General features: G+C 52.4%; 23 protein-coding genes and 1 pseudogene. 5 read left to right on the forward strand and 19 right to left on the reverse strand.

The window, feature by feature from the left end:
* Positions 1 to 16: 16 nt before the first annotated feature.
* From QWF21_RS14415 to bioH, 7 genes are all read right to left on the reverse strand, one after another.
* Positions 17 to 1,402, reverse strand: coding sequence for an alkaline phosphatase (locus tag QWF21_RS14415; RefSeq protein ID WP_330088742.1), 1,386 nt, complete (start codon positions 1,400 to 1,402; stop codon positions 17 to 19).
* Positions 1,403 to 1,441: 39 nt separating this feature from the next.
* Complete coding sequence (locus QWF21_RS14420; RefSeq protein WP_330088743.1) at positions 1,442 to 2,707, reverse strand: M43 family zinc metalloprotease; 1,266 nt, start codon at positions 2,705 to 2,707, stop codon at positions 1,442 to 1,444.
* 18 nt (positions 2,708 to 2,725) lie between these two features.
* On the reverse strand, positions 2,726 to 4,090 hold the full coding sequence (locus tag QWF21_RS14425) for an L-serine ammonia-lyase (protein WP_330088744.1): 1,365 nt from the start codon (positions 4,088 to 4,090) through the stop codon (positions 2,726 to 2,728).
* Positions 4,087 to 5,250, reverse strand: a complete 1,164-nt coding sequence (locus tag QWF21_RS14430) for a metallophosphoesterase (protein WP_330088745.1) — start codon at positions 5,248 to 5,250, stop codon at positions 4,087 to 4,089. The genes QWF21_RS14425 and QWF21_RS14430 overlap by 4 nt, the downstream gene beginning before the upstream one ends.
* 146 nt (positions 5,251 to 5,396) lie before the next feature.
* Positions 5,397 to 6,236: a putative metalloprotease CJM1_0395 family protein gene (locus tag QWF21_RS14435; RefSeq protein WP_330088746.1), complete on the reverse strand. Its 840-nt coding sequence runs from the start codon at positions 6,234 to 6,236 to the stop codon at positions 5,397 to 5,399.
* A gap of 5 nt (positions 6,237 to 6,241) precedes the next feature.
* Positions 6,242 to 6,523, reverse strand: a complete 282-nt coding sequence (locus QWF21_RS14440) for an excinuclease ATPase subunit (RefSeq protein ID WP_330088747.1) — start codon at positions 6,521 to 6,523, stop codon at positions 6,242 to 6,244.
* 84 nt (positions 6,524 to 6,607) lie between these two features.
* Positions 6,608 to 7,375, reverse strand: coding sequence for a pimeloyl-ACP methyl ester esterase BioH (bioH, locus tag QWF21_RS14445; RefSeq protein ID WP_407935298.1), 768 nt, complete (start codon positions 7,373 to 7,375; stop codon positions 6,608 to 6,610).
* A 27-nt stretch (positions 7,376 to 7,402) separates the two neighbouring features.
* Here bioH and QWF21_RS14450 point away from each other — a divergent pair, with 27 nt between their 5' ends.
* Positions 7,403 to 8,119, forward strand: coding sequence for a ComF family protein (locus QWF21_RS14450; RefSeq protein WP_330088749.1), 717 nt, complete (start codon positions 7,403 to 7,405; stop codon positions 8,117 to 8,119).
* A 43-nt stretch (positions 8,120 to 8,162) separates the two neighbouring features.
* On the opposite strand, the gene QWF21_RS14455 is transcribed toward QWF21_RS14450, so the two are convergent.
* Positions 8,163 to 10,709 carry a M14 family zinc carboxypeptidase gene (locus tag QWF21_RS14455; protein WP_330088750.1) on the reverse strand — a complete coding sequence of 849 codons (2,547 nt, stop codon included), beginning with the start codon at positions 10,707 to 10,709 and terminating at the stop codon, positions 8,163 to 8,165.
* A gap of 127 nt (positions 10,710 to 10,836) precedes the next feature.
* On the opposite strand from QWF21_RS14455, the gene nfuA reads away from it, so the two are divergent.
* Genes nfuA through QWF21_RS14470 form a run of 3 tightly spaced genes read left to right on the forward strand, consistent with a single transcriptional unit; the run spans position 10,837 to position 13,575 of the window.
* The gene (gene nfuA / locus QWF21_RS14460) at positions 10,837 to 11,415 is read left to right on the forward strand and encodes a Fe-S biogenesis protein NfuA (protein ID WP_330088751.1); all 579 of its coding nucleotides are present in this window, start codon (positions 10,837 to 10,839) and stop codon (positions 11,413 to 11,415) included.
* Positions 11,416 to 11,436: 21 nt separating this feature from the next.
* Positions 11,437 to 12,477, forward strand: a complete 1,041-nt coding sequence (locus QWF21_RS14465; RefSeq protein WP_330088752.1) for a polysaccharide deacetylase family protein — start codon at positions 11,437 to 11,439, stop codon at positions 12,475 to 12,477.
* Between the two features lie 33 nt (positions 12,478 to 12,510).
* Entirely contained in the window at positions 12,511 to 13,575 is a 1,065-nt protein-coding gene (locus tag QWF21_RS14470) for a hypothetical protein (protein ID WP_330088753.1), read from the forward strand.
* Here the strand turns inward: QWF21_RS14470 and QWF21_RS14475 are convergent.
* Genes QWF21_RS14475 through QWF21_RS14495 form a run of 5 tightly spaced genes read right to left on the reverse strand, consistent with a single transcriptional unit; the run spans position 13,572 to position 17,369 of the window.
* Positions 13,572 to 14,213: an SCO family protein gene (locus QWF21_RS14475; RefSeq protein WP_330088754.1), complete on the reverse strand. Its 642-nt coding sequence runs from the start codon at positions 14,211 to 14,213 to the stop codon at positions 13,572 to 13,574. The two genes, QWF21_RS14470 and QWF21_RS14475, sit on opposite strands and share 4 nt — an antisense overlap.
* A complete protein-coding gene (gene cyoE / locus QWF21_RS14480) occupies positions 14,203 to 15,117 on the reverse strand; it encodes a heme o synthase (protein ID WP_330088755.1) in 915 nt (304 codons plus the stop codon). Before cyoE ends, QWF21_RS14475 begins: the two co-directional genes overlap by 11 nt.
* A gap of 2 nt (positions 15,118 to 15,119) precedes the next feature.
* Positions 15,120 to 16,127: a COX15/CtaA family protein gene (locus QWF21_RS14485; protein ID WP_330088756.1), complete on the reverse strand. Its 1,008-nt coding sequence runs from the start codon at positions 16,125 to 16,127 to the stop codon at positions 15,120 to 15,122.
* Positions 16,124 to 16,648: a hypothetical protein gene (locus tag QWF21_RS14490; protein ID WP_330088757.1), complete on the reverse strand. Its 525-nt coding sequence runs from the start codon at positions 16,646 to 16,648 to the stop codon at positions 16,124 to 16,126. The genes QWF21_RS14485 and QWF21_RS14490 overlap by 4 nt, the downstream gene beginning before the upstream one ends.
* Positions 16,641 to 17,369: an SURF1 family protein gene (locus QWF21_RS14495; RefSeq protein ID WP_330088758.1), complete on the reverse strand. Its 729-nt coding sequence runs from the start codon at positions 17,367 to 17,369 to the stop codon at positions 16,641 to 16,643. The genes QWF21_RS14490 and QWF21_RS14495 overlap by 8 nt, the downstream gene beginning before the upstream one ends.
* Positions 17,370 to 17,395: 26 nt before the next feature.
* Here QWF21_RS14495 and QWF21_RS14500 point away from each other — a divergent pair, with 26 nt between their 5' ends.
* Positions 17,396 to 17,605 carry a DUF2909 domain-containing protein gene (locus QWF21_RS14500; RefSeq protein ID WP_330088759.1) on the forward strand — a complete coding sequence of 70 codons (210 nt, stop codon included), beginning with the start codon at positions 17,396 to 17,398 and terminating at the stop codon, positions 17,603 to 17,605.
* A 33-nt stretch (positions 17,606 to 17,638) separates the two neighbouring features.
* Here QWF21_RS14500 and QWF21_RS14505 read toward each other — a convergent pair whose 3' ends face one another.
* The 6 genes and pseudogenes from QWF21_RS14505 to QWF21_RS14530 form a co-directional block, all read right to left on the reverse strand.
* Positions 17,639 to 18,517, reverse strand: coding sequence for a cytochrome c oxidase subunit 3 (locus QWF21_RS14505; RefSeq protein ID WP_330088760.1), 879 nt, complete (start codon positions 18,515 to 18,517; stop codon positions 17,639 to 17,641).
* A 2-nt stretch (positions 18,518 to 18,519) separates the two neighbouring features.
* A complete protein-coding gene (locus QWF21_RS14510) occupies positions 18,520 to 19,083 on the reverse strand; it encodes a cytochrome c oxidase assembly protein (RefSeq protein ID WP_330088761.1) in 564 nt (187 codons plus the stop codon).
* A 9-nt stretch (positions 19,084 to 19,092) separates the two neighbouring features.
* Positions 19,093 to 20,679, reverse strand: coding sequence for a cytochrome c oxidase subunit I (gene ctaD / locus QWF21_RS14515; protein ID WP_330088762.1), 1,587 nt, complete (start codon positions 20,677 to 20,679; stop codon positions 19,093 to 19,095).
* Positions 20,680 to 20,682: 3 nt separating this feature from the next.
* Positions 20,683 to 21,825, reverse strand: a complete 1,143-nt coding sequence (gene coxB / locus QWF21_RS14520; RefSeq protein ID WP_456237617.1) for a cytochrome c oxidase subunit II — start codon at positions 21,823 to 21,825, stop codon at positions 20,683 to 20,685.
* Between the two features lie 347 nt (positions 21,826 to 22,172).
* A complete protein-coding gene (gene lexA, locus QWF21_RS14525) occupies positions 22,173 to 22,796 on the reverse strand; it encodes a transcriptional repressor LexA (protein ID WP_330088763.1) in 624 nt (207 codons plus the stop codon).
* A gap of 29 nt (positions 22,797 to 22,825) precedes the next feature.
* A pseudogene (locus tag QWF21_RS14530) lies at positions 22,826 to 23,304 on the reverse strand (hypothetical protein); the annotation flags it as partial.

The following is a 23,304-nucleotide window of genomic DNA, read 5'->3' on the forward strand; positions in this document are numbered from 1 at the left end:
ATCTATTGTTTATTTATCAATCAGTTGAAATGATATTGTCATCATTTTTCCCGGCATAGCGCAGCACATACTGCATCAGTTGCCGGGCAATATCGGTGTTGTCCTGAAAACCGGCGAAGTCTTGTTGCCACTTCCCATAAGCCAACACCGGTACATCCGCTGCAGTATGGCCAGTCGTGGTCCAGCCGGTATGGCTGGCCCGGTTGATCTGTTCAGTCAGCGCAAAGCGGAAAGCCCGCCGATCCAAGGTCCGCGCGGCAAAAAGCGAGGCTTGAACGTCTTCAGGCAACTCAATCGCGGTTAGCTCCATCCAGCGTTGATAAAAAGCTGCAGCACTGTTCAGCGCCTGAAGTTCTTCTGCCAACGCTGCTGCTGTCATTTGTACTTGCATGATCACCTGTGGTAACCAGGCATAAATACCATCGGCACCAATCGACAGGCCGCCGGTTTCGTGATCCGCCGTAATCACCAGCAAGGTATCCGGATGCTGATCAACAAAGTGCTTCGCCACCGCAACCGCTTCGGCAAAGTCGGCCATTTCAGCCATGGCGCAAGCAATGTCATTGGCATGGCCACACCAATCAATCTGGCTGCCTTCTACCATTAATAAAAAACCCTGTTCATTGGGTGCCAGCAGTTTCAACGCTTTTTCCGTTAAGCGGGCCAGCGGCCTTGGCTCCGGGTTGTTCAGTGCCGATGGCAAGCCTTTTTCCGCCAACAAGGCCAATGCGGGCTTTTGTGTTAGCTGGGCCAGGTCCTGCCAGTTATCAGCATACTGATAGCCATTGGCTTTAAACTCAGCCACCAAATTGCGATCTTCACGGATAAAATACTCAGTACCACCGCCCAGAATCACATCTGCAACGATCTGACCATCGACCCGGTAATCCAGGTACATATCCGCAATGGCATCGTAATTACGCCGGCTTGGGTTATGTGCCAGAAATCCTGCAGGGGTAGCATGGTTCACCTGGGAGCTGGCAACAATGCCATTGGCTTTCCCCAGCCGCTTGGCCAATTGCATCATGGTGCCGATTGGCAGATGTTGCTGGTCGACCGCGATAGCACCATTGAAGGTTTTCACTCCCGTTGCCAGTGCTGTTGCCGAAGCAGCGGAGTCGGTGACAAAGGTGTTATCCGCCGGATAAGTGCTCGAGATACCAAGCCACAACTCGTCAAAAATAGTGGCTGCAACCTCAGCCGAAGGTTCTGTAGCCAGGTAGTAACGGTAAGCCGTCAGGTAATTGGCCCCCATACCATCCCCTATCATAAAGATAATGTTTTTAGGCGCGGTTGCTTCCCCGACCTGTCGCTCTGACGTTGGTATCTCAGTGCTGGTTAAGCTGCAACCAAGCAGCAGCGAGCTGGCCAGCAAGCCAGTCAAACAAGATGACATCTTCATAGGTTCTCCTTAAGTGTGCTGCGCGGACAGCAGCGTGCGTTACTGCAGTACCCGGATGGATTGCAAACGCAGTTGATCCAACGCCATATGGCTGTGACGGCCCGAACCGACCTGGCCACGAAAACGCAATTGAAACGCCGCTGTGGCCTCAAGTTGAATGCAGCTCTGACTCCAGGGGCTGTCTGCCTGATGCTGCTCACCAGCCATCTGCCAGAGGGTGTGCCAATCGGTTCCCGGTTGCCGTTGCTGCAACTGCAATTGCCCCATGGTGGCGCCATGCATATGGTAGGAAAAACAAAACTCCACCTTATTTTCCGAGTCCAGCCGGAACCAGGGGCTTAGCAGATGTGCAACGGCACCAGCACCGACACTGCCATTGAGATAAATAAAGTGTCGTCCATCAGCCGCGCCATGCTGGGGCCCACTGCGTCTGGTGCCGGTTGAAGGGGCTACTGTCCAGTTGGCATCATCGGTTACTACATCATTAAGCCAGCTGAATTGCTGCCAGGGTGCGGGTTCAAAACTTTCGTACAAGGGCAAAGCCGTCAGGGTCGGCATCTTTTGCTGATAAACTCCCCCTACCTGATGGCCAAGATAAAAACGGTCATTAATTAACGTGTGCTGCATGCGGCTTATCTGCTCGGGCGAGAAGTGCGTTCGGCACTCCGAGCGGCCGCGTGACATAAAGTTTCGGCCATCAGGTACGGGATCCAATGGCTCCTTTCCTATGTACTCGCAGCTTTGCGGATCGAAATCCCGGCGGCTTTCCACAGGATCGTAGGGGGTGTCGCACAGCAAATCGCCACTGTTCCAGCAGAAGGCTCCGAAGCGTGAACTGCTAAAGGTATGAAGTAAACCAAAGTAGTGCCCAACTTCATGGATCAAAGTGGTGTAAGGCAGGCGTGAAGCCCGCACAAAAACATAATCACGCTGACGGAACGGGAAGTTAGCCCGGCCATTGCCACTTAAAGAGTTCAGGTGAAATACATTGAGTGCGTTGGACACTGTCAACTCATCCAAGCTCTGCCAATAACTGTCACTATCCCAGCCCTGATACCAGTCATCCCTGTCGATGTAACGAATTTCCATACTGAAAAAAAACAATCCGCTGCCTGCAAAAGCCTGATTTAATCGCTGCATGGCCTCGGCAATCGTTTGCTCCGATACAACCGCTTCTTGCCCCTGACTATCCCGGCTAACATGGTGCACCACCGGAATAGATGCTGCTGCCAGGGCAGATACCGGCAGCTGCAACAAAATAAAGGATGCCAACCACATCAGAATGACACAACAATACAACCGCATACACTGCTACTCCAACAATCAACAATAGCTCACGGCTACTGCCAGGCCACCAAGAGAAGTTTCTTTATAATGATGATGCATATCCCGGCCGGTGGCCTTCATCGCTGCCATCACTTTATCCAGCGATACCAGGGCTGGGTGCTGATTACGCAATGCCATACGGCTGGCATTGATCGCTTTCATCGCTCCCATCGCATTGCGCTCAATGCAAGGCACCTGTACCAGGCCAGCGACCGGATCGCAGGTAAGTCCCAGATGGTGCTCCATACCAATTTCCGCGGCCATCTCAACCTGCGCAACTGTACCGCCCAGCACAGCAGTCAATCCCGCAGCAGCCATGGAGCATGCAACCCCGACCTCGCCCTGACAGCCCACTTCAGCCCCGGAAATTGACGCGTTTTGTTTAAACAAGCCGCCAATGGCGGCAGCTGTCAGTAAAAACTGCGCCAAGGTCTCTTGCTGAAACGGCTGCACAAATTGATGGTAATAAGCCATCACTGCCGGCAATACCCCGGCAGCTCCATTGGTGGGAGCTGTCACCACCCGACCGCCGGCAGCATTTTCTTCATTAACCGCCATAGCGAAAGCATTCACCCAATCCATACAACGCATCGGATCGATGGAGGCCTCTGCCAGCAAACGCTGTTGCAAGGCAGCTGCCCGGCGTTTTAGCTGTAAACCACCCGGCAAGTCCCCATGCTGGGACAGCCCTCGCTGCATACAGCTTTGCATCGCCTGCCAAATCGCCTGCAGCTGTTCAGTCAGGGCCTGCCGGGATCTGAGTGCTTGTTCATTGGCCCACATTAACTGGGCAATGCTCTGGTTGTGCTGCCGGCAAAGCCGAAGTAAATCAGCGGCACTGCTAAAAGGGTAAGGTACGGCAGGACCCGTATGCTGAGATGGCTGTTGCAACTGTTGCTCTGTCACAACAAAACCGCCACCTATAGAGAAGTAAGTCTGGCGCAATACTTCGTTGTCCCCAACCAGGGCATGCAACGACATACCATTGGGGTGCAGTGATAAGTTTTTATCCCGGTGCAGCAGGATGGCCCCGGCTGGAAAGGCGATGGGCTGACAGCCGGCCAACATCAACTGTCCACTGCGCTCTACTTGCTGTAATAAAGCAGGCACCTGATCCGGCACCACTGCCTCTGGTGTCTCACCCAGCAAGCCCAGAATCACCGCCCGATCAGAGCCATGCCCGATGCCTGTCAAGCCGAGGGAGCCATACAGCTCTGCCCGTATCGCCGAGACCTGAGTGAACAGCTTTTGCTGGCGCAATAAGTCAATAAAGTGCAAAGCCGCCCGCATCGGGCCCACGGTATGGGAACTGGATGGGCCTATACCGATGCGAAACAACTCAAAACAACTGACAAAACTCATTCTTCCACCTCGGCTACGGCTGAAAACACCGGCACCGGCAAACGTTCGCCAGTCATAGTTCCACGATAAAACTGGCCCTCTTGCCACAGCAGCAGCTCGCCGCTTTCGCCGCGTTTGATATTGCTATCGACCGAGTACACCCGGCCATCAAAGTGTTGATAGACGCCATCCATGGAGGTATGACCCACCACCAGATGGTGCACTCCTAAACGTTGCACCAGATCTTCGACCTGAGCAGCAGTAACTGCATCCCGCTCACGGAAGTAGCCACGAAACCAGAGCGGTCCCAGGCGGCCATAAAGAAAGGCCAGCAGTGGTTGTTCCATCAGCTCTGCCCGGGGAATCCCCAAAGATTGACGATAGGCTTCATTGACCTCTTGCCGGCTCATACCCAGCGCCAGATAATCCGGGTGGACGCCAGCATGCATAATCAGCATATCATTCAGCTGTACCAGCACGGGTTTGCTGCGAAGCCAGCGCCCTAGTACGGTGTCGTCATTGAAGAGTTCGCTGTAGCTTACCCCCAGCAGTTGTTCAACCTGGCGGTATTTGGGATGGATGTAGCGTAAGTCGTTGTACAGTACCATGGTCTCATGGTTACCAAGCAGCAGATGCAAACGACCACCAGCAGCCTGAGCTTGCTGATCCAGCCGGTAAAACAGCCACAATAACTCGGTGACTTTGTCGCCGCGGTCCATCAAATCCCCGGCCAGTACCAGGTGGCCATCACCAAAGCTCCAGTTCAGTTCACTGTCCAGGATCTGATGCGCTTGCAGCAGTTGTACAGTTACCTGGTACTGGCCATGCAAGTCGCTAAAAATAGCAACCCTGGGTGCTGAGAACTTTATGTCGAGGCTGTCAGCGCTATTTTTATCATGCAACATCACAGCTTCACTTTGAGCACAACGTGCCGGGATCTGATTGGTCTGGGCGAGATTTAATTGCTGTTGCTGTACACTGCCCCGACAAATCCAACTGACTTGCAACGCATCTTCGGTGAGGTAACGGGCATAGGGGCCATCCTGCAATTGCAGCAAACGTAGATCCTCCACCGGTGCGGCTTCAGCCTCCAGCATGGTGAATAGCTGCAACAACAACAGGTAAGTTACTGTTGCTAACGCAATCAGCAACAATGGCACAATGGCACGACGCATAGCCATGGAACAGCCCTCCAGATACAAAACGAATGCTCAGCTGGCAGGGTGGAATAAAGCAGGATGAATCACCAGTGCTGAAGCTCCATTCTGCAACTGGTGATTGTCTTTTCTTTATCTATTTTTTATTTTTCAGTACGTTATGAAGTGATTTATACTTGTTGAAGCAGGCTGCTGAGTGAAGGCCGGGTGGCTTGCTGGTAGAAGCCGGCAATCACCTGACTGCGACGTTGCAATGTTTCGGTATCAGAATTGGCTGCAGTACCGGCAGTTGATACACGGATTTGCTCCTCGGCCGCTCTATTGGCCTTAACACGGCGCGGTGTTGCAGGTTCATCGCTGCGGGCAATAGCCTCTCTGGCCATCTCCGCTCTGGCGGCCAGCATCCGCCGGCTGGCCTCGGCGGCTATACGCCGATCGGCCGCTGAAGGCTCTGCGGGTGCTAATGCTGCTGCACGGACTTGCTGCATTTTTTGTGCTGTGGCCTGAGGATTGTCTGGGATTTCAGACAAATCAATTTGTACTTCACCGCCTACAGCGTACTGATTACCATCCGGGCCACGTTGATAGGTGTAGCTGGGGGCACTGGCGTATTGACCACCAACAGCCGCGTGCGCCTGTTCATGAGCGCGCACTTCCCGATCTCTGGCACGCAGTTCACGCAGTGCTTGTTGCTCTTTTTGCTCTGCTGCTTGCTGACGTTGTTGCTCATCGTCGGAGCGGCCTTGCTGATCCTGCGCCGCATCCTGTTCCCGACCACGCACAGCCGTATTGGTTTCGGTGTCGGCTGGCTCATTGCGCTGCGGGCTTTGACCGGGCTGTAACTGCTGCTGCCTCTTATCATCGCTAACCACTGGCTTTTCAGCCGAAGTTTTAGCCGCTTCCTGTACCGGCTCAAACAGATCCCGTCGCTGATTATCCCGTCGCGCCATCTCCGTTGCCGGATTGGCGGTATTCAGGCTGACATTAGGATAATTCGACGTGATTAGCATAGCAGCTAAGCCTTGGTGTCAATCAAGCTACCAAGCATACTGCTGGCCGTTTCAATGGAACGAACATTGGCTTGCGCCAACCGTTGCTGCACCACCAAATCAACCAGACTGGCTTCCAAACTGGGCAAGGTTGCCGCGCCCGGCGGTTCAGTATTGGCGAGGCTCTCTGCCACAGCCCCGGTCTGGGGCCGGGTTTGCCGGTTGATAGCAAGGGTACTTTGCGTGATACCATCACTGGCTGACTGCAGCCCCTGCATGCCAGAGGCAAAAGCCGATTGTATGTTCATACCTACCCCGCGTCACCTGACTACAATGGTTAATTATTAACCATTTTGAGTCAAAAATAAAGCTTGCTCGCCATGGCGCAGAGGTTAAGCCGGTAATTGCTGCCGGATCGACCTGAGCCAGGCCGTACTTTCTGTTGGATGCGAGATAAAAGATGCATGCGAGGCATGGGCAAAGCAATGCGTTTTGGCCGTCGGCATGAGCAGCTGCAGGGCTTGTTCTGCTCCAATCGGTACCAGGGTATCCAAACGACCAAAGGCAGCGTATACCGGTAGTGGCAATCGGGCCAATTCAGTTCGCAAATCAGAGTCTTGCAGCAGTAGCAAACCACCGCTAACGGCTGCTGGCGATGGAGCAGGCAATTGCAAAATAGCATGGCGTAGCTGCTTGATATCCTCTTTGGCACTTGGACTGCCCATTGCCTGTATCGCCAGAAAACGCTGAATCGTCAATGCCATGTCTTTACTTAACTGCTGCTGGAATTGCGTAAAGACCTGCGCCGACATGCCTGGCCAATCCGGTTGCGCCATAAAACAGGGGGAAGCAGCCAGCAACGCCAGTGCCCGCACTTGCTGCGGATAGCGCCGGGCCAGCTCAATGCCAACCAAGCCTCCGAGTGACCAGCCACATACCACGGCTCTGTCTGGCAGTTGTGGCTGCAACAGCATACAAATCGCAGCTAAACTATAAGGCTCAGGGCAGCCTGGGCTCAGACCAAAGCCCGGTAAATCCAGGGTATGTACTTGCCAGTCAGGCTGCAGCAATGGCAACCACTGCTGCCAGACCGCCTGATTCATACCCCAGCCATGCAGTAAAACCAGATCCGGCTTGCGCAACTTGCTCACGTAAAGCATACTCCATAAAAACACAAATAAACAATTATGCTACAAAAAGTCCTGCATCAACTAATGCCCAATCGCTGCTTGTGGTGCGATCTGCCAGTTCATAGTCCGGGCCAGCAAGTCTGCAATTGTTGTGAAGCAGCTTTGCCTGGTTTTGATATCGAGTTTTATCAAGGTAATTTGCTGTGGTTACCTGCCGTACAACAAGGCTTACCGAAGCTGTACGCCGAACGCTTGCTTAGCCTGAGCTGGTACCAACCACCTTTCGATTATGCCATCAGTCAGTGGAAGCTCCAACACCAGCTGGCTGCAGGACATTTTCTGCTGCAACAATTCCGACAGTTAGCACAGCGGTATCAGGCGGCCGGTTTTCCGCTACCCGACTGTCTTTGCTACATACCGATGCCGGCCTGGCGCTATCTGCGGCGGGGCTTTAACCAGGCCGAATTGCTGGCTCAGACACTGGCACAAACCTGGCAAGTACCAGTGCTGCCACTGCTGCAACGCCAACGTAGCGGCCAGCACCAACGGCTGCTAAAACGTGCGCAGCGTCAGCACAACAGTAAGCGGTTATTTCAGCTTAATCCGGCTTTTCGCAAGCAACTGCCGGAGCTTGGCCGGATCGCACTGGTGGATGATGTTATTACCACTGGTAGCACAGTGCAGCATGCCTGTCGCTGCCTGCAGCAAGGCGGTGCAACTCCGCTACAACTCTGGACTCTGGCGATTACAGCCAAAGACCGCAGAGCGCGCTGACTGGCATACTGCGCCGTTCGCTCTTACCAGTTTCCAACCCCGCTTACTCTTCGTCTTCAGCCTGACCTCTGGCATTGAAGGCATGCCCCAGATACATGGCATTGACCAGCAAGCGGCTGCTGCCCTTAAAGTAGCCACGAAATACCGGGTTATCCGTCATGGCAATCACCCGGCCCCGACCATGATTATGAGCCAGCAGTACAGCCGACTGAGCAATCCGGGGGACAAACTCAGGTGCCGTATAACCCGCCAAATGTGGCTGCTCACTGTACAAGGCAACGTTCACAAAAGGCGCAGACGATGGCTGCAACAGCAGGGTACTGTTTTTAAACACCGGTAGGCGCTCTCGCGGCAAACCAAAGGTCAGCGGATGGGTAGGATCCAATTCAGCTTCAAAAATAGCACCGGCGATACGCTGCCTGGCCGCTAGCGCTTCCTGATCACCATAACGCAACCCCTGATGCGAAATCATCCGGTTCATTTCTGCGGGCTGCCACAGTTGGGCTTGCAGTACATCGTGTTGCACCAGCCAGCTAAGAGCGCGCTTTTGTCCCCATAAAATACCGCCATTATTCAACCAGCGCTTTAAGTGTTCCTGCTCGGCACTGTTCCAGGCCTGATAATTACCATCTGGCAACACAATATGGCTGTAACGGCTTAGATCAATGCGACTAAAGCGCTCAGGCTCGACCATGCTTGGCGAAATACCGGCCAGCCGCTCTAAGTTGTACCACAACTCACCTGCTTCGGTTGAGTTCATGCCCGGCCCGGCGATAAGCAGCACTTCCGGCAATTGCACCGGCACAAAACGAAAGCTACCTAAGTCACTGCCCTGCGGTGTTAAGCCGGTTTGAATCGCGGCTACGGGTAAGGCAAAGCGCTGTTGTGCCGCTTGCAAACGGGCAAACCAGTCAGGTTGTTGCTGCAAGCCTGCAGGAATGAGTACCGAACCGGCAATAAAGGACTGAGGTCCGTCACTGGTAATGGCGGTAAAATCAGCCTGGGCCATCTTCACTTTGATGCCAGCTGCCAGTATGGTCTGCAACAACAAAGGCGCACGCTGATCCTGCCAGGAAAACGCATAGGCATAAGCGCCAGCTTCCGGCGCAACCACAGCCTGGATCACTTCAACCCAGGGTTCACTGGCCAGAGTACGGCCCGGATCACGCTGCACCCGACGAAACTCAATGTTGTAGGCATACGGCAAGGTCCAACTGGAAACATCGTAAAAGGTATTGTCCGGAAAGTTTCTCCGGGTGCTAAAAGCACCTTTAAGCAAGCGGTACTGAGGTTGTTGCAAAGGGACATAATAACTTTCCCCCGCTTTGTAGCTGTACTGGCCATCCTGCCAGTCTCGCGCCAGCGGATACACCTCGATTTGATGCTGCCGCAACAACCGCAGCAAGGCATGCAGCCGGCTTTTATCCTCAGACTCGGTTAACATGTAACCACGAAAGCTCTCCTGCCTGGCCTCAGTTTGCCCTAGCCGGAAAAAGTCCTGCTGATACCGTAGCAACTCAGTACGGTACTCCACCGCACCGCGAATAGTTGATAAAGACGTCAGCAACTGATTACGGATGGTGTGCTCAAAGGTAAGAACACCATGGATGGACTCCTGAGCGTGGCCCCGGCTACTGGCTTGTTCATACAAGATCCCGATAGCACCCGTCACATCCGGATAAGTTGAGCCTTTCCCAATGTAAAAATCGTCAAAGCTTTCTTCGGTGTAATACAACTCTTTCGCCTGATCCAGGCTGGCTGCATGGAACTCGGCCAGGGTGCGGGTTAGCTCAAAGTTGCGCTCGGGAGTCAGCGGATAATTACGGCTTGGGATCCCTGGCTGAAAGAAATAGGTGCTGTTGGTACCCATCTCATGAAAATCGGCCAGCACTTGCGGTAACCAGCGGTGATACTCGGCAATGCGGGCCTGGCTTTCGGGGTGTTGCAACAACAGCCAGTCACGATTTAAGTCAAACCAGTAGTGGTTTGGCCGACCATTGGGCCAGGGTTCCACATGCTCCCGGTGCTGCGGATCAGCTACCGGAGTACGGCCACGATGCATATTCACCCAGTGTGAGAAACGGTCGTGCCCATCCGGGTTTAGGCTGGGCTGTATTAAAATCACCGCCTCATCCAGCCATTGCTGCACTTCTTGCTCTTTGGCCGCAGCCAGATAATACGCCAAAGCCACAGCGGCATGAGCAGCACTGGGTTCATTGCCATGTACGCCATAACCTAGCCAAATCACTACCGGAGCATCCGCAGCCAGCGCCTGCCCCTGACTTTGTGCCAAATTTTGCTGACGAATACTGTCAAGCCGAGCCAGGTTGTGCTCGGAGGAGATCACCAGTTGCAGCAAAGGGCGCCGCTCATGGCTGTAGCCAATTTCTTGCAGAATCACCCGCGGGGATTGCGCCGCCAACCGTTCAAAATACAGTTGTATTTGATCGTGACGCCAATGCCATTCGCCCATAGCAAAACCTGCCGTTTGCGCTGGCGTTGGGATCTGTGGATCCAGCATACTTTCCGGCCAGACAGCAGATAGACGAAAACTGCAGGCAAGCAGCAGAAGAAGCAGGATTTTTTTCATAACAGACTCTCCAAAGACACTGTACTTAGTGTCCAATAAAGTAGGGACAAACTCAAGCTGGGCTGGAAACCGGTTGCAAGGAAGAGTATCATAGCTTATAACCTAGTAAATTAGTCAGGTACTACCGATGATTTCTATTTCCGAAACCGCCCAAGGCCATTTTGTCAAACTGCTGGAGAAGCAACCGGCAGGTACCCATATTCGCGTTTTTGTTGTTAACCCCGGTACCGCCAGTGCGGAATGCGGCGTTTCCTATTGCCCACCGGATTCGGTCGAAGACAGCGATATTCAACTGCCTTTTAATGGCTTTTCAGCCGTGGTTGACGCCGAAAGCCAATCTTTTCTGGTCGATGCTGAAATCGATTTTGTTACCGATCAAATGGGTTCGCAGCTCACATTAAAAGCGCCGAATGCCAAAGTTCGCAAGGTGAGTGACAATGCGCCATTGCGTGAACGGGTACAATACATGATTGATGCCGAGATTAATCCACAGCTAGCCAATCATGGCGGTAATGTTAGCGTGGTGGAGCTGAGTGAAGCAGGTGTGGTCGTGCTGCAATTTGGCGGTGGCTGCAATGGTTGTGCCCAGGTTGATTTGACTTTAAAAGAAGGCATTGAAAAAGAGCTGCTAAATCGCTTTGCCGGTGAACTGACTGGTGTGAAAGACATTACTGAACACCAGCGTGGTGAACATTCCTACTACTAAGACGATTTTTGAGGTGCGGCCATGAAACTCACCCTTCCTACGCTTTTACTGCTTGGGTTGACAGCACTGCTGCCAGCCCATGCGGCCGTGATTTTGATCTATCATCATATCGCTGATACAACGCCCAGAGTCAGCAGCACTACGGAAGATGAACTGCGCCAGCATTTGACGCATCTGCAGGAACATGGCTTTGAAGTCATAGGACTGGATATACTGCTTAACAAACTGCAAGCTGGCGAGTCGGTACCGCACAATGCTGTCGCCATCACCTTCGATGATGGTTACGCCAACAATTACACCGCTGCGCATCCTATCCTGATGGAGTTTGGCGTGCCCTATACCATCTTTATCAGCCCCGGCGATATCGATAGTCGTACCGGTCCGGTGTTAAGCTGGGAGCAGATCCGCCGCATGAGTGACGATGGCGTGCTGGTCGCCAACCATGCCATGCAGCATGAAAAAATGGCTCAGCCTGAGCCGGGGGAGTCCGAAGCGGACTGGCTTAAGCGGATGCAGCAAAACATACTGGATGCTGAGCGCCGTATCAAAGAAGAAACCGGCCAAAGCCATCGTTACCTGGCTTACCCTTATGGTGAATTCAGCCCGAAACTGGAGGCCTTGGTCAAAGAGCTTGGCTTTATTGGTATTGGCCAGCAATCAGGTGCGGTCGGCCCCAGCACCAAGCTCACCCGGGTGCCGCGCTTTCCTGCCGCCGGGCGTTTTGCTGAGATGTCGGATTTGGCACAGAAACTGCGCACTCTACCTTTTACCATCCTAGAGCATGTGCAAGCCGATCCTATAGTGCAAAGTGGGCAAAATCCGCCTACCCTGTCGCTGCGTTTGCAAGTCGAGGATTTCCGCCCCTCGCAGCTGCGCTGTTATGCCGGTATGGAAGTGATCGAACCAAATTGGCTGGAGGATGGCCAAACCTTTGTTGCCAGCGCCAGCAAACCGATGAACCGAGGTCGCAGCCGCTACAACTGCACAGCCCCATCCATCAGTAAAGCCGGCTACTTTTACTGGTACTCGCAGCCCTGGCTTTATGGCCGCTCCAGCGATTAGTCGCTGGATGCAGCACCAAGCAAGGACGTCACTATGACCGCTTGGCTGCTTCTGCTTGTACTTAGTTCTCCGGCTCCTGATACCGCATCACTCTATTGCCAACGTGCGGATAGAGCCGCCTTTTCCGAACAGGCCACAGTTGCTGTCAAGGATATTCGGTACCATCCACGCTATTGCCTGATGGCAAAGCGCGAGCCGGCTGAAGGGGCTCTGATTACCCACAGCGAGCATGCTGGCCGTATGATCCGGCGACTGAGCAGAGCGATGCGACAGCTCACACCAGAGGATCAAGTAGCCTTGGCCGATGCGGTGATGTATCGTGCCAGCCGACGTTTTTGGCTTTCGGTGCCACCCCATAGCCAAGGCAGTGTTGTTGCTGCCGCCCTTCGAGAAAACGACCGCGTGATGTACTTTGGGCTGCGGTTCTTTCAGCCAGAGCAGCAGGTGTTACTGGATGACTGGTGGGCTTATCTGCAACAAGGTGATTTTCAGCGAAGCTATCAGCCGCATATTACCCGGCTGGCGGAGTCTATCTTGTATAATGAGCTCGCCAGAGCCCGCGCAGCAGCTGCAGAGCGTCAGCAGTTTCACTGCAGCCTCGGGACAACCCTATCGGACCTTCCGGGCCACCGGGCGGTTTTTCCGGCTTTGTTTTCTCCGCGCTATTGCCTGATGCTGAAACCAAGCACTGCAGAGGCTCAGTACCTTGCTCCCCTTACCGTAGAAGGCTTAGGCACGCGCTTTATGGATGCCCTGACCAAACTGGAGACGGTAGAGCAGCAAGCCAATTTTATTGATCTCTTCCTGCGCACGCTTAGCCGGCTCAACTGGACCAGCATGGAGCTACCCGCACAGCATGCAGCAGAACAAGGGACTATCCGGGTGCATTTTGCCAGCAACAGGCCTGAACGACTGCAGCAGCCTTACCTTGAAATTCAGCTATTTGGCGAGGAAACTAATGCAGAGCTGGCACACACTCTGCTGCAGTTGCAACTGACAGAGCAATTTCGCTATCCCTGGCCAATACCCAGGCTGGTTGATTTAGTGCTTTTTGCCAGCGAGGCCGAGCAGCCCAGAGCACCGGCCCCAGCAGATTAACCCCGTCTGAGCTGGCGAATAACCCAGGGGAAATCGGCCAGCAGATCCTCACTGCGCACTGTTGGTACCCGCCCTTCTGCCAGCTCTGGCTTGAACATAGCCACCAACTGACCTTTGGGATTGATCAAGACAATGGAAGCACTGTGATCCACCAGATAATACTCATCGGTGGTGCTGGACATGGCATACATCAGCCCTAACTGACGCACAAAGGGAAACAGTTGATCATGACCGGCCGTTACCCCGGTAATGGCTGCCTGCTGGAAATACTGCACATAGCTGGCCATTTGCTGTGGTGTGTCGCGATTCGGATCCACCGACACAAACCAGATATTCAGCGGTTCCGACACATGCTGTTGCAGCTCATCATGCAAACCGGCCAGTTGTGCCAGCGTCAGCGGACAAATATCCGGGCAGTAAGTATAGCCGACAAAAGCCAGGGTCCACTGACCATACAGCTGCTCGCGGGTCACCGCAGAACCGGTATGGCTGGTTAAGCGGAAGTCAGCCAGAACCCTGGGTTGAGGATACAGCAAGGTATGCTCGGGCGTATGGCTGGGCTGTAGGAAATGGTAACCGACAAAGCCGGCAACCAGCGCCAGCAAGGCAATCAGCGGATAAAATATCTTATTGGCCATAGATAGGTGCTATTTTCAGATAGTGGTCCAGCAAGAGTACCAGAAAAAGCACCATCAAATGAACAATCGAAAAGCGGAACATGGCCATCGCCTGGCCTGCGGTATCGGCAAACTTTAAACGCCAGGCGTGCTGCATAAAGCGCAGGTTCAGCAAACAAGCCCCGACCAGATAAATCAACCCCGTCATCCCAACCACATAAGGCAATAGGCACACAATAAACAGCATGATGGTGTAGAGCAAAATAGCGCTTTTGGTAAATTCGATGCCATGGGTCACCGGCAACATCGGCATATTGACCTTGGCGTAATCATCGCGGCGGTGAATAGCCAGCGCCCAGAAATGCGGTGGCGTCCAGGTAAAGATAATCATTACCAGCAAAAGTGCATAACCGTGCAACTCACCAGTAACCGCAGTCCAGCCCAGCAGCGGCGGCATAGCGCCGGCCAGGCCTCCAATCACGATATTCTGTGGTGTAGCGCGCTTTAAAAACATGGTGTACACCACCGCATAACCAAACAGGCTGAGTAACGTCAGCCAAGCGGTTAACGCATTCACGCCCAGATACAGCATGGCAAAGCCACTGCTTGCCAGCACCAGAGCAAAAGCGATGGCCTGGCTGGAACTGATGCGCCCTTTCGCTACCGGCCGGCTATGGGTGCGCGCCATTTTGGCATCAATTTTCTGATCGACCACATGATTTAAAGTGGCTGCGGCAGCGGACAATAAACCGATCCCGAGTGTTGCCAGCAGCATCATGGCTAAATCGGGTAAACCTGGCGCTGCCAGCATCATACCCACCCAGGCTGTCAGCACCAGCAAAGCCACCACCTTGGGTTTGGTCAGTTCGAGATAGTCGCGCCAACTGGTAATAGCATGGCGATTCAGTGGTTTAGCAATGGCCATGATCAATTCTCCTGTGCCCTGGTACGGTGACGGAACTGATACAGGATCAGCACCATGCATAGCAATAAATTTGCCCCGACAAAATTATGGGCCACTGCATTGAGCAGTGGTAAGTGCAGCACAACATTAAGCACCCCCAATACAAACTGTAGTAGTAAAATTGCCGCCAGCGCCAATGCCAACTTTTTCATCAATGTCATTTTGGCCCGTCGCCAGAGCAAAACGCTGAACAAACCCGTGATCAACAAAGTGATACCAGCACCAATACGGTGAAAGGCATGAATGGTCTGACGAGCATCTTGTGACATCACGCCAAACTCATAATCGTCATAGCCCAGATGCAAGCTAAAAGCCTCACCCAGCGCCAATCGGCTGGCCCAGCCTGGTTCACAAACGGGTAACTCGAGGCATGCCAGGGCCGCGTAGTTGGCTGCAGTCCAGCCGCCAAGAGCAATTTGCAGTGCCACCACCACAGTGGTTAGTACTGCCAGAGGTTTTAATTTTTGTAACTGTGGCTCCATGCCTTGCAGTAGCTGTGGCCGCAGTTGCAACCAATACAGGCCGAGTAAGCAAAGCAAAGTGAAACCACCCATCAAATGCGCCATCACCACGATAGGTAACAAGCTCAGTGTTACCGTCCACATGCCAAGCGCAGCCTGGAAAATAACCAGCGCTGCCAACATAGTTGGCAACAGGCGAGGCACCTTGAGTTTGCCAAACCAACTGATAAAGAAGATAGCAGCAATCATCAGCCCCAAAGTACCGGCAAAATATCGGTGGATCATCTCATTCCAGGCCTTAAAGGGCTCCAGTGGCCGCTCCGGAAAAGCCATTTCAGCCTGAGCGATGCGACTTTCTGTCATCGGTACCTTAATAAATCCGTAGCAGCCGGGCCAGTCCGGACAGCCCAGCCCCGCATCGGTGAGCCGGGTATATGCACCGAGAATAATCACCAGCATGGTCAGCAAAATAGTCCAGCTGGAAAGTTTTTGCAGCAATGTCTTGTTCATACCCGGATCCGATCGTAGTTCATCAGTTTTAATAAATCAGTGCGAATATCACGGGCAATGTCTGCCGGTGCATGATCCGCATCTGGCAATGGATAACGCAGCAATACCAGTCCTTGCACATCGACGATGACGATGTAATTCTGAATAGCAACAGCGTCGGCAGGTGCAGGAGTTTGGCGCTGAAATACCGGAAACTGTTGCAAAACTGCTTCCGCCGAGCCATCTGCCAGCAATACCGGCTGCACCTGAACTTGCTTGCGTCCAAGCCCGATAAATAGCTGCTGTACCGTATGCAGTGCCTGTTCACACTGTTGCTTGCACTGCTCAGCAGGCACCACCGCCAGACGCCAGACTTTTTCGTGTGCCTCAAGCGCAGGCAGTACAAAGATTTCCTCCGACAGCCACTCCCCTTTACTGACAGTACCACCTTCAAACCAGCCAAAGTGCAACGCCAACTTTGCCAGCAGCAATGGCAGTAAACACAGAGGCAGGAAAATACTCAGGAATTTCGTTTTATTCATTGGTTTCCTCTTTACGCAAACTGGCAGCCAGTGCCACACCCAGTACCGCAACCGCCAGCAAAAACCATTGCAGCGCATAGCCACGGTGTTTTTCCGGTAGCATTACCACAGGTTGATAATGCGACAGAAAGGGGCTCCCTTCCATTTGGTAAATTACCGCAGGCAATGCTGGCTCAGGTAAGTAGGGGTTTAGACTCTCCAGTTCAATCTGTTGGATACGCATTGGCCAATCCGTGCCAGGTTCCAAGTTTTGTCCCAACCTGAAGCTACCAAATGAGGTTCTGAGCACTCCTCGCACAGACAATTGTGCCGGAATCGTGATCTCAGGTAACTCAGTGCGGTTCTGTGCCGCCTCTACCCAGCCCAGATTCACCAGTACCGGCAGATCAAAGCGATTAAATTGCACCGGAATAATCACATCATAACCAATCCGGCCCTGCACAATTTTGTTGTCCTGCAACCATACCATCGGAGAAAGCCAGCGTCCTTCGTCGGCAAATTGCACCAGGTCCATATCCTGCAAAGGGTGCTGGCGTAGTTGCAGCCAGTCCAATGGGCCTTCCGCTTGCCAACTGGCCAGTTGTTGCAGCTGAGTGGCTTTTTCGCTGGCACGGCTTAGCTGCCAGCAGCCAAGCTTGATTAAAACGGCAAATACCGTCAAAGTGATTAACAACCAGACGGGATGCACCCGCACAGCGGCCCCTGCAACATTAAAATGCATCACACCAATCCAGGAGATCAAACATTATGTGGTTAAAGCTTGTCATCATCGCACTACTGCTCTTTATTGTATTTAATTTATTCCGTGCGCTCTTTACGATGTTGCGTAGTGACCCCGGCACTGTCCGTATGAGTCAGTTTTTAGGCAAACGGGTGCTGTTCTCTGCCCTGGTTTTGGTACTCATTCTGCTAGCCATGGCCACCGGCATCATTACCCCCAACCCTCGCCCCTATTGAGTTGACAATGGCTGGGGTATGCACCCCAGCGGATCACAACACATACACCAGACAGAACACAATTAACCAAACCACATCGACAAAGTGCCAGTACCAGGCACCCGCCTGGAAGGCAAAATGTTTTTCCGGTGTGAAATGTCCTTTGATAACCCGCATCAACACAAAAAACAGGATCAAAGCACCTAGCAATACATGCATGCCGTGAAAACCCGTCAGTAAGAAGAAGGTGTTGCCGTAAACGCCGGAATCAAAGCGCAACCCCAGATCGCGATAGGCATGCACGTATTCATAGCCTTGCAGACAAAGAAAGATCATCCCCAGGATCAGGGTAATAGCCAACATGCCAGTCAGTTGACTACGCTTATTCTGCTCTAACCCGGTATGAGCAAAGTGCAGGGTAATGGATGAAACCACCAGAATCACCGTATTGATAGCAGGCAAGCCCCAGCCCATGGCCTGAGTTTCCGTACCACCTGGCGTGGTCAGAAGAGGCCAGACAGCCTCAAAATTTGGCCACAAAATAGCACCGGTCATTTCGTTGTTGCTGGCACCACCCAACCAGGGCACGGCAATAAAACGGGCGTAAAACAAAGCACCGATTAAAGCCGCAAAAAACATAATTTCGGACACGATGAACCAGCTCATGCCCTGCTTAAAAGAACGATCCATCTGCGGACTGTAAAGCCCTGCCATCGACTCATCCACCACATTTTTAAACCAGCCATACAGCATCACAAATAAAATTGCGATGCCAAACAGCAGCATATAACCGCCCCAGCCACTCTGGTCTTTGCTCATATCAATGACAAAAAAGCCCGCGCCAAGCGCAATAAAGAACAAAGCAATGGCGCCAACCAGCGGCCAGGGACTTTGATCGGGCACATAATATTTTTGGTAGCCTTCGTTATTCATTGTTATTCCCCAAATTCTGTTGCAATGTCCTGGCCGCTGTCCTGCCACTGGCTGGTAACATCGTACAGGGTATAAGACAGCGTAATGGTACTAAACTGTGCTGGCAGCGCCGGATCGACATAAAACTGAAGTGGCATCAGCATGTCGTTGCCACCGGCCAGGTACTGCTGGGTAAAGCAGAAACACTCTATTTTATGAAAGAACAGTGCTGCCTGACCCGGCGATACTGACGGTACGGCCTGGCCAACTATGGCCCGACCGGTTGGGTTCTCGGCCAGATAGTTCATAATATGGATCTCGCCCGGGTGCACCCGCATCCGGCGTACTTCCGGTTTAAAAATCCACGGCATTTGCTGATTGGGCCGGGCGATAAACTCAATGGTGATCTCCCGGCTGGTGTCAATAATGGCCGCTTCTGCCGATACCGGCTCGGACGCCGTTTTGCCATTGATGCCGGTGATGTCACAAAATACATCGTACAACGGCACCAGGGCATAACCGAACGCAAACATGGCGACCACCAACAAGCTAAGCTTGCCAATCAGGGTGCTGTGCTTCGCATTCATCACCGCCTCCTACTTGATCTCTGGTGGGGTATCAAAGGTATGGTATGGCGCCGGTGACGGTACCTCCCACTCCAGCCCTTCGGCTCCTTCCCATGGCTTAGCAGGTGCTTTTTCACCACCGCGCGCGCACTTGATCACTACCCACAGGAAGATCAACTGCGACAGACCAAACAGGAAACCACCAACGCTGACAAAGGCATTAAAATCAGCAAATTGCAACGCATAGTCTGGAATACGGCGCGGCATACCGGCCAAACCAACGAAGTGCATTGGGAAGAACAGCAGGTTGACCGAAATCAACGAGCACCAGAAATGCAGCTGGCCCAGCTTTTCATCGTACATATGGCCGGTCCATTTCGGTAGCCAGTAATAGACCGCCGCGACGATAGAGAACACCGCACCGGACACCAGCACGTAATGGAAGTGTGCCACCACAAAGTAAGTATCATGGTACTGGAAATCGGCCGGTGTAATCGCCAGCATCACACCTGATAAACCACCTATGGTGAAGAGCACAATAAAGGCCAGCGCAAACATCATCGGCACTTCAAAGGTCATGGCACCGCGCCACATGGTGGCCACCCAGTTAAACACCTTCACCCCGGTTGGTACGGCAATCAACATGGTGGTGTACATAAAAAACAGCGTCGCGAACACCGGCATACCGGTAGTAAACATATGGTGCGCCCAAACCAGAAACGACAAGATGGCAATACTGGCAGTGGCATAGACCATAGAAGCATAACCAAACAGTTTCTTACGGGCAAAGGTAGGTACAATGGCTGAAACAATACCAAAGGCCGGCAAAATCATGATGTACACTTCCGGGTGACCGAAGAACCAGAAAATATGCTGGAACAACACAGGATCACCGCCACCGGCCGCATCAAAGAAGCTGGTGGCAAAGTACTTATCGGTCAGCACCATGGTGACCACACCTGCCAGTACCGGCATAACCATAATCAGCAGAAAGGCGGTAATGAGCCAGGTCCAGACAAACAATGGCAGCTTCATCCAGGTCATGCCCGGTGCCCGCATATTGACGATAGTGACAATGACGTTGATGGCCCCCATAATGGATGAGATTCCCATAATGTGTACCGAAAATACAAATAACGCAGTACTATCATTGCTGTAAGTGGTAGATAAAGGTGCGTAGAAGGTCCAGCCAAAGTCCGGGCCACCGCCAGGCAGAAACATCGAGATAATCAGGATCAAAAAGGCAAACGGCAGGATCCAAAAGCTCCAGTTATTCATTCGTGGCAGCGCCATATCCGGTGCCCCAATCATCATCGGGATCATCCAGTTCGCCAGGCCGGTAAAGGCTGGCATCACAGCACCGAACACCATGATCAAACCATGCATGGTGGTCATTTGATTAAAGAATTGCGGGTCGACAAATTGCAAGCCTGGCTGGAACAGCTCCAGCCGGATCACCATGGCCATAGCGCCGCCCAGGAAAAACATCGCCAGGGCAAACATCAGGTAGAGACTGCCGATATCTTTATGGTTGGTGGTAAACAGCCAGCGCTTTATGCCCGTTGGCTTGTGATCGTGATGCGCATCATGCTGATCTGCAGTAGTTACTGTGCTCATGCTTTACTCCCCTTTGCCCTGCATGTACTCATAGACTTCAACCGCCTGCACCACATCGCCGGTATCATTGCCCCAGGCGTTTCGGGTGTAGGTGATGACGGAGGTCAGCTCACGCAAACTCAGCTGACGGGCAAAAGATGCCATCGAGGTACCAGGCCGGCCATCCACCATCACTTTGATATGCTCAGCGCGATCTTCCGTGGTGACGCGATTGGCTTTTAGCGCCGGGAACATGGGAGGTAAACCTTCTCCGCTTGGCTGATGACAGGCAGCGCAATGCGCCAGATACACCCGCTCACCCAACGCCATTTGCTCATCAATGTCCATCCGCAGTGCCAGCAAACGTTGCTCTTCTTCACGGATAGCAGCAATCCGGGCTTCTTCTTGTTCCACCCAGATGGCAAAGTCTTCAGGTTCCTTGGCGATCACCACAATCGGCATAAAACCATGGTCCATACCGCACAGCTCGGCACACTGGCCACGGTAAATACCGGGTTCATTCACCATGGTCCAGGCTTCGTTAATAAAGCCTGGATTGGTGTCTTTTTTAATCGCGAAAGCAGGCACCCACCAGGAATGAATCACATCATCGGAAGTCATTAAAAAGCGGATTTTCTTGCCGGTCGGTATCACCAGCGGCCTATCGACTTCCAGCAGGTAATTATCACCTTTTGGCAAGCGGCCTTCTATCTGACCACGTGGGGTTGCCAGAATGGAGAAGTAATCGATGTTGTAATCCAGATACTCGTAATGCCAACGCCACTGCGAGCCTGTGATCAATACCGTGACATCGGAGTCACTGGTATCCTCCATCGCAATCAGTACCTTGGTGGCAGGAATAGCCATCACGATCAGGATCAGCACCGGGATCGCTGTCCAGATAATTTCCACTTTGGTACTTTCATGAAAGGTTGCGGGCTCTACGCCACGGGATTTCCGATGCAGGATAATGGATACAAACATCGCGGTGAATACTACCAGACCAATAGCGCAGCAGATCCAGAAAATCGTCATATGCAAGTCATAGACTCGCTGACTGATATCGGTTACTCCAGGGGTCATGTTAAACTGAGATCCAGTTGCATGAGCCTGGCCTGCCAACAACAAGGCCGGTAGCGACCAACGCCAACTTCTCGTTTTCGCCACGTTTACTTCTCCTCTGACATTTTGCAAAAAGCAAACTGCCGAAACGAAGCACACAGTACTACCCTAATCCATGCCGACATTTCGCAATTGCTGATTTGAATTTATTGTAATTATTTATCGCAACGCTTTGACACAACCAGCCAGGGATTGACAACTATCAAAGTTTTACGGAACAGGTGCTGTCCCTTTTTGGGTACTTATTTTTTCACCAGTTCTTGCCTAAGAATTATCCAAATCGTGCTCAGTGTAAACCCCTAAATAGCAAAAGCGCCGGCAAAACCAAGTGGTCGTACCAGCGCTCTTTCTATTTTTTGCTTCAGTAGTTTAGCGAAGAAGCAGTGCCAGGCTTATAGCCAGCTGCCATTGCGGATCACACCTACAGCCAAGCCTTCTATCTGAAACTCTTGCTGGCTGAGGTCAACTTGAATCACTTCGAAATCCTGATTCTCGGGATGCAATAAGACCATACTGCCCTGGCGTTCAAAGCGCTTTACTGTCACTTCATCATCGACCCGGGCCACCACCACCTGACGCTGCTCCGCGCGGCTGGTTTTATGGACTGCCAGGAGATCACCATCCAAAATACCTATATCCTGCATGCTCATGCCTTGAACCCGCAACAGGAAATCAGCATGAGGTTTGAACAGATGCGCGTCCAGCTGATAATGCTCCTGGATATTTTCTGCCGCCAGAATAGGCTGGCCGGCAGCGACCTTGCCAATCAGTGGCAAGCCTAGTTGTTCAGGTGCAGCATCGTCCTCTTCGATAATACGCAAACCCCGGGAAGTACCGGGCAACATTTCAATCACCCCTTTACGCGCCAGCGCTTTTAAATGCTCTTCGGCCGCATTGGCTGATTTAAAACCCAGTTGGCGGGCAATCTCTGCCCGGGTTGGTGGCATCCCGGTTTCCGCCTGGTAATCACGCAGTAACTGTAAAATTTCGGCCTGGCGTGCAGTAAGTGGTCTCATAGTGCTGGTTACCTGTACAGTGGATACTGTCAGTATATACAGGCTTTTCGTAAATGCAAACCCTCAACAGTTCGAAGCAATTCATTTGTAGCTTTTGTAGCTTTCTGATTCTGTGAATTTTTCAAACACGTGAATATCCTATTTGTTACAGCTTGCAGAGGAAATCTGTGATTTTCTATAAACTTCCTCAAGCTACATAAAGCTACAAAAGCTACAATTATACAAAAAAACAATATAAAACACACTAGTGGGCTATACAAAACTAAACAGGCCTTGAAAGAAGACCACATATCTGGATCTTCACGACCATCCTGTTTACCTAGTTGCTTTCCTGAAAAGAAGTCTAACCAATCCTTAAATAAAACTTTCTTAAAAAATAACCCATGACCACCTTTGAAGTACCTGTTTTGAATCAAGCCAGCAAATGTGTTTTTAAACCCTACTCGACCAGCCATTCCTAAGCCAATAGCTGAAGCTTGACTGAAAACTAGCGCTTTATCTGAAATTC

Origin of the sequence: Alkalimonas mucilaginosa (assembly GCF_036327005.1) — a bacterium.
GTDB classification, from domain to species: Bacteria; Pseudomonadota; Gammaproteobacteria; order Enterobacterales; family Alteromonadaceae; genus Alkalimonas; species Alkalimonas mucilaginosa.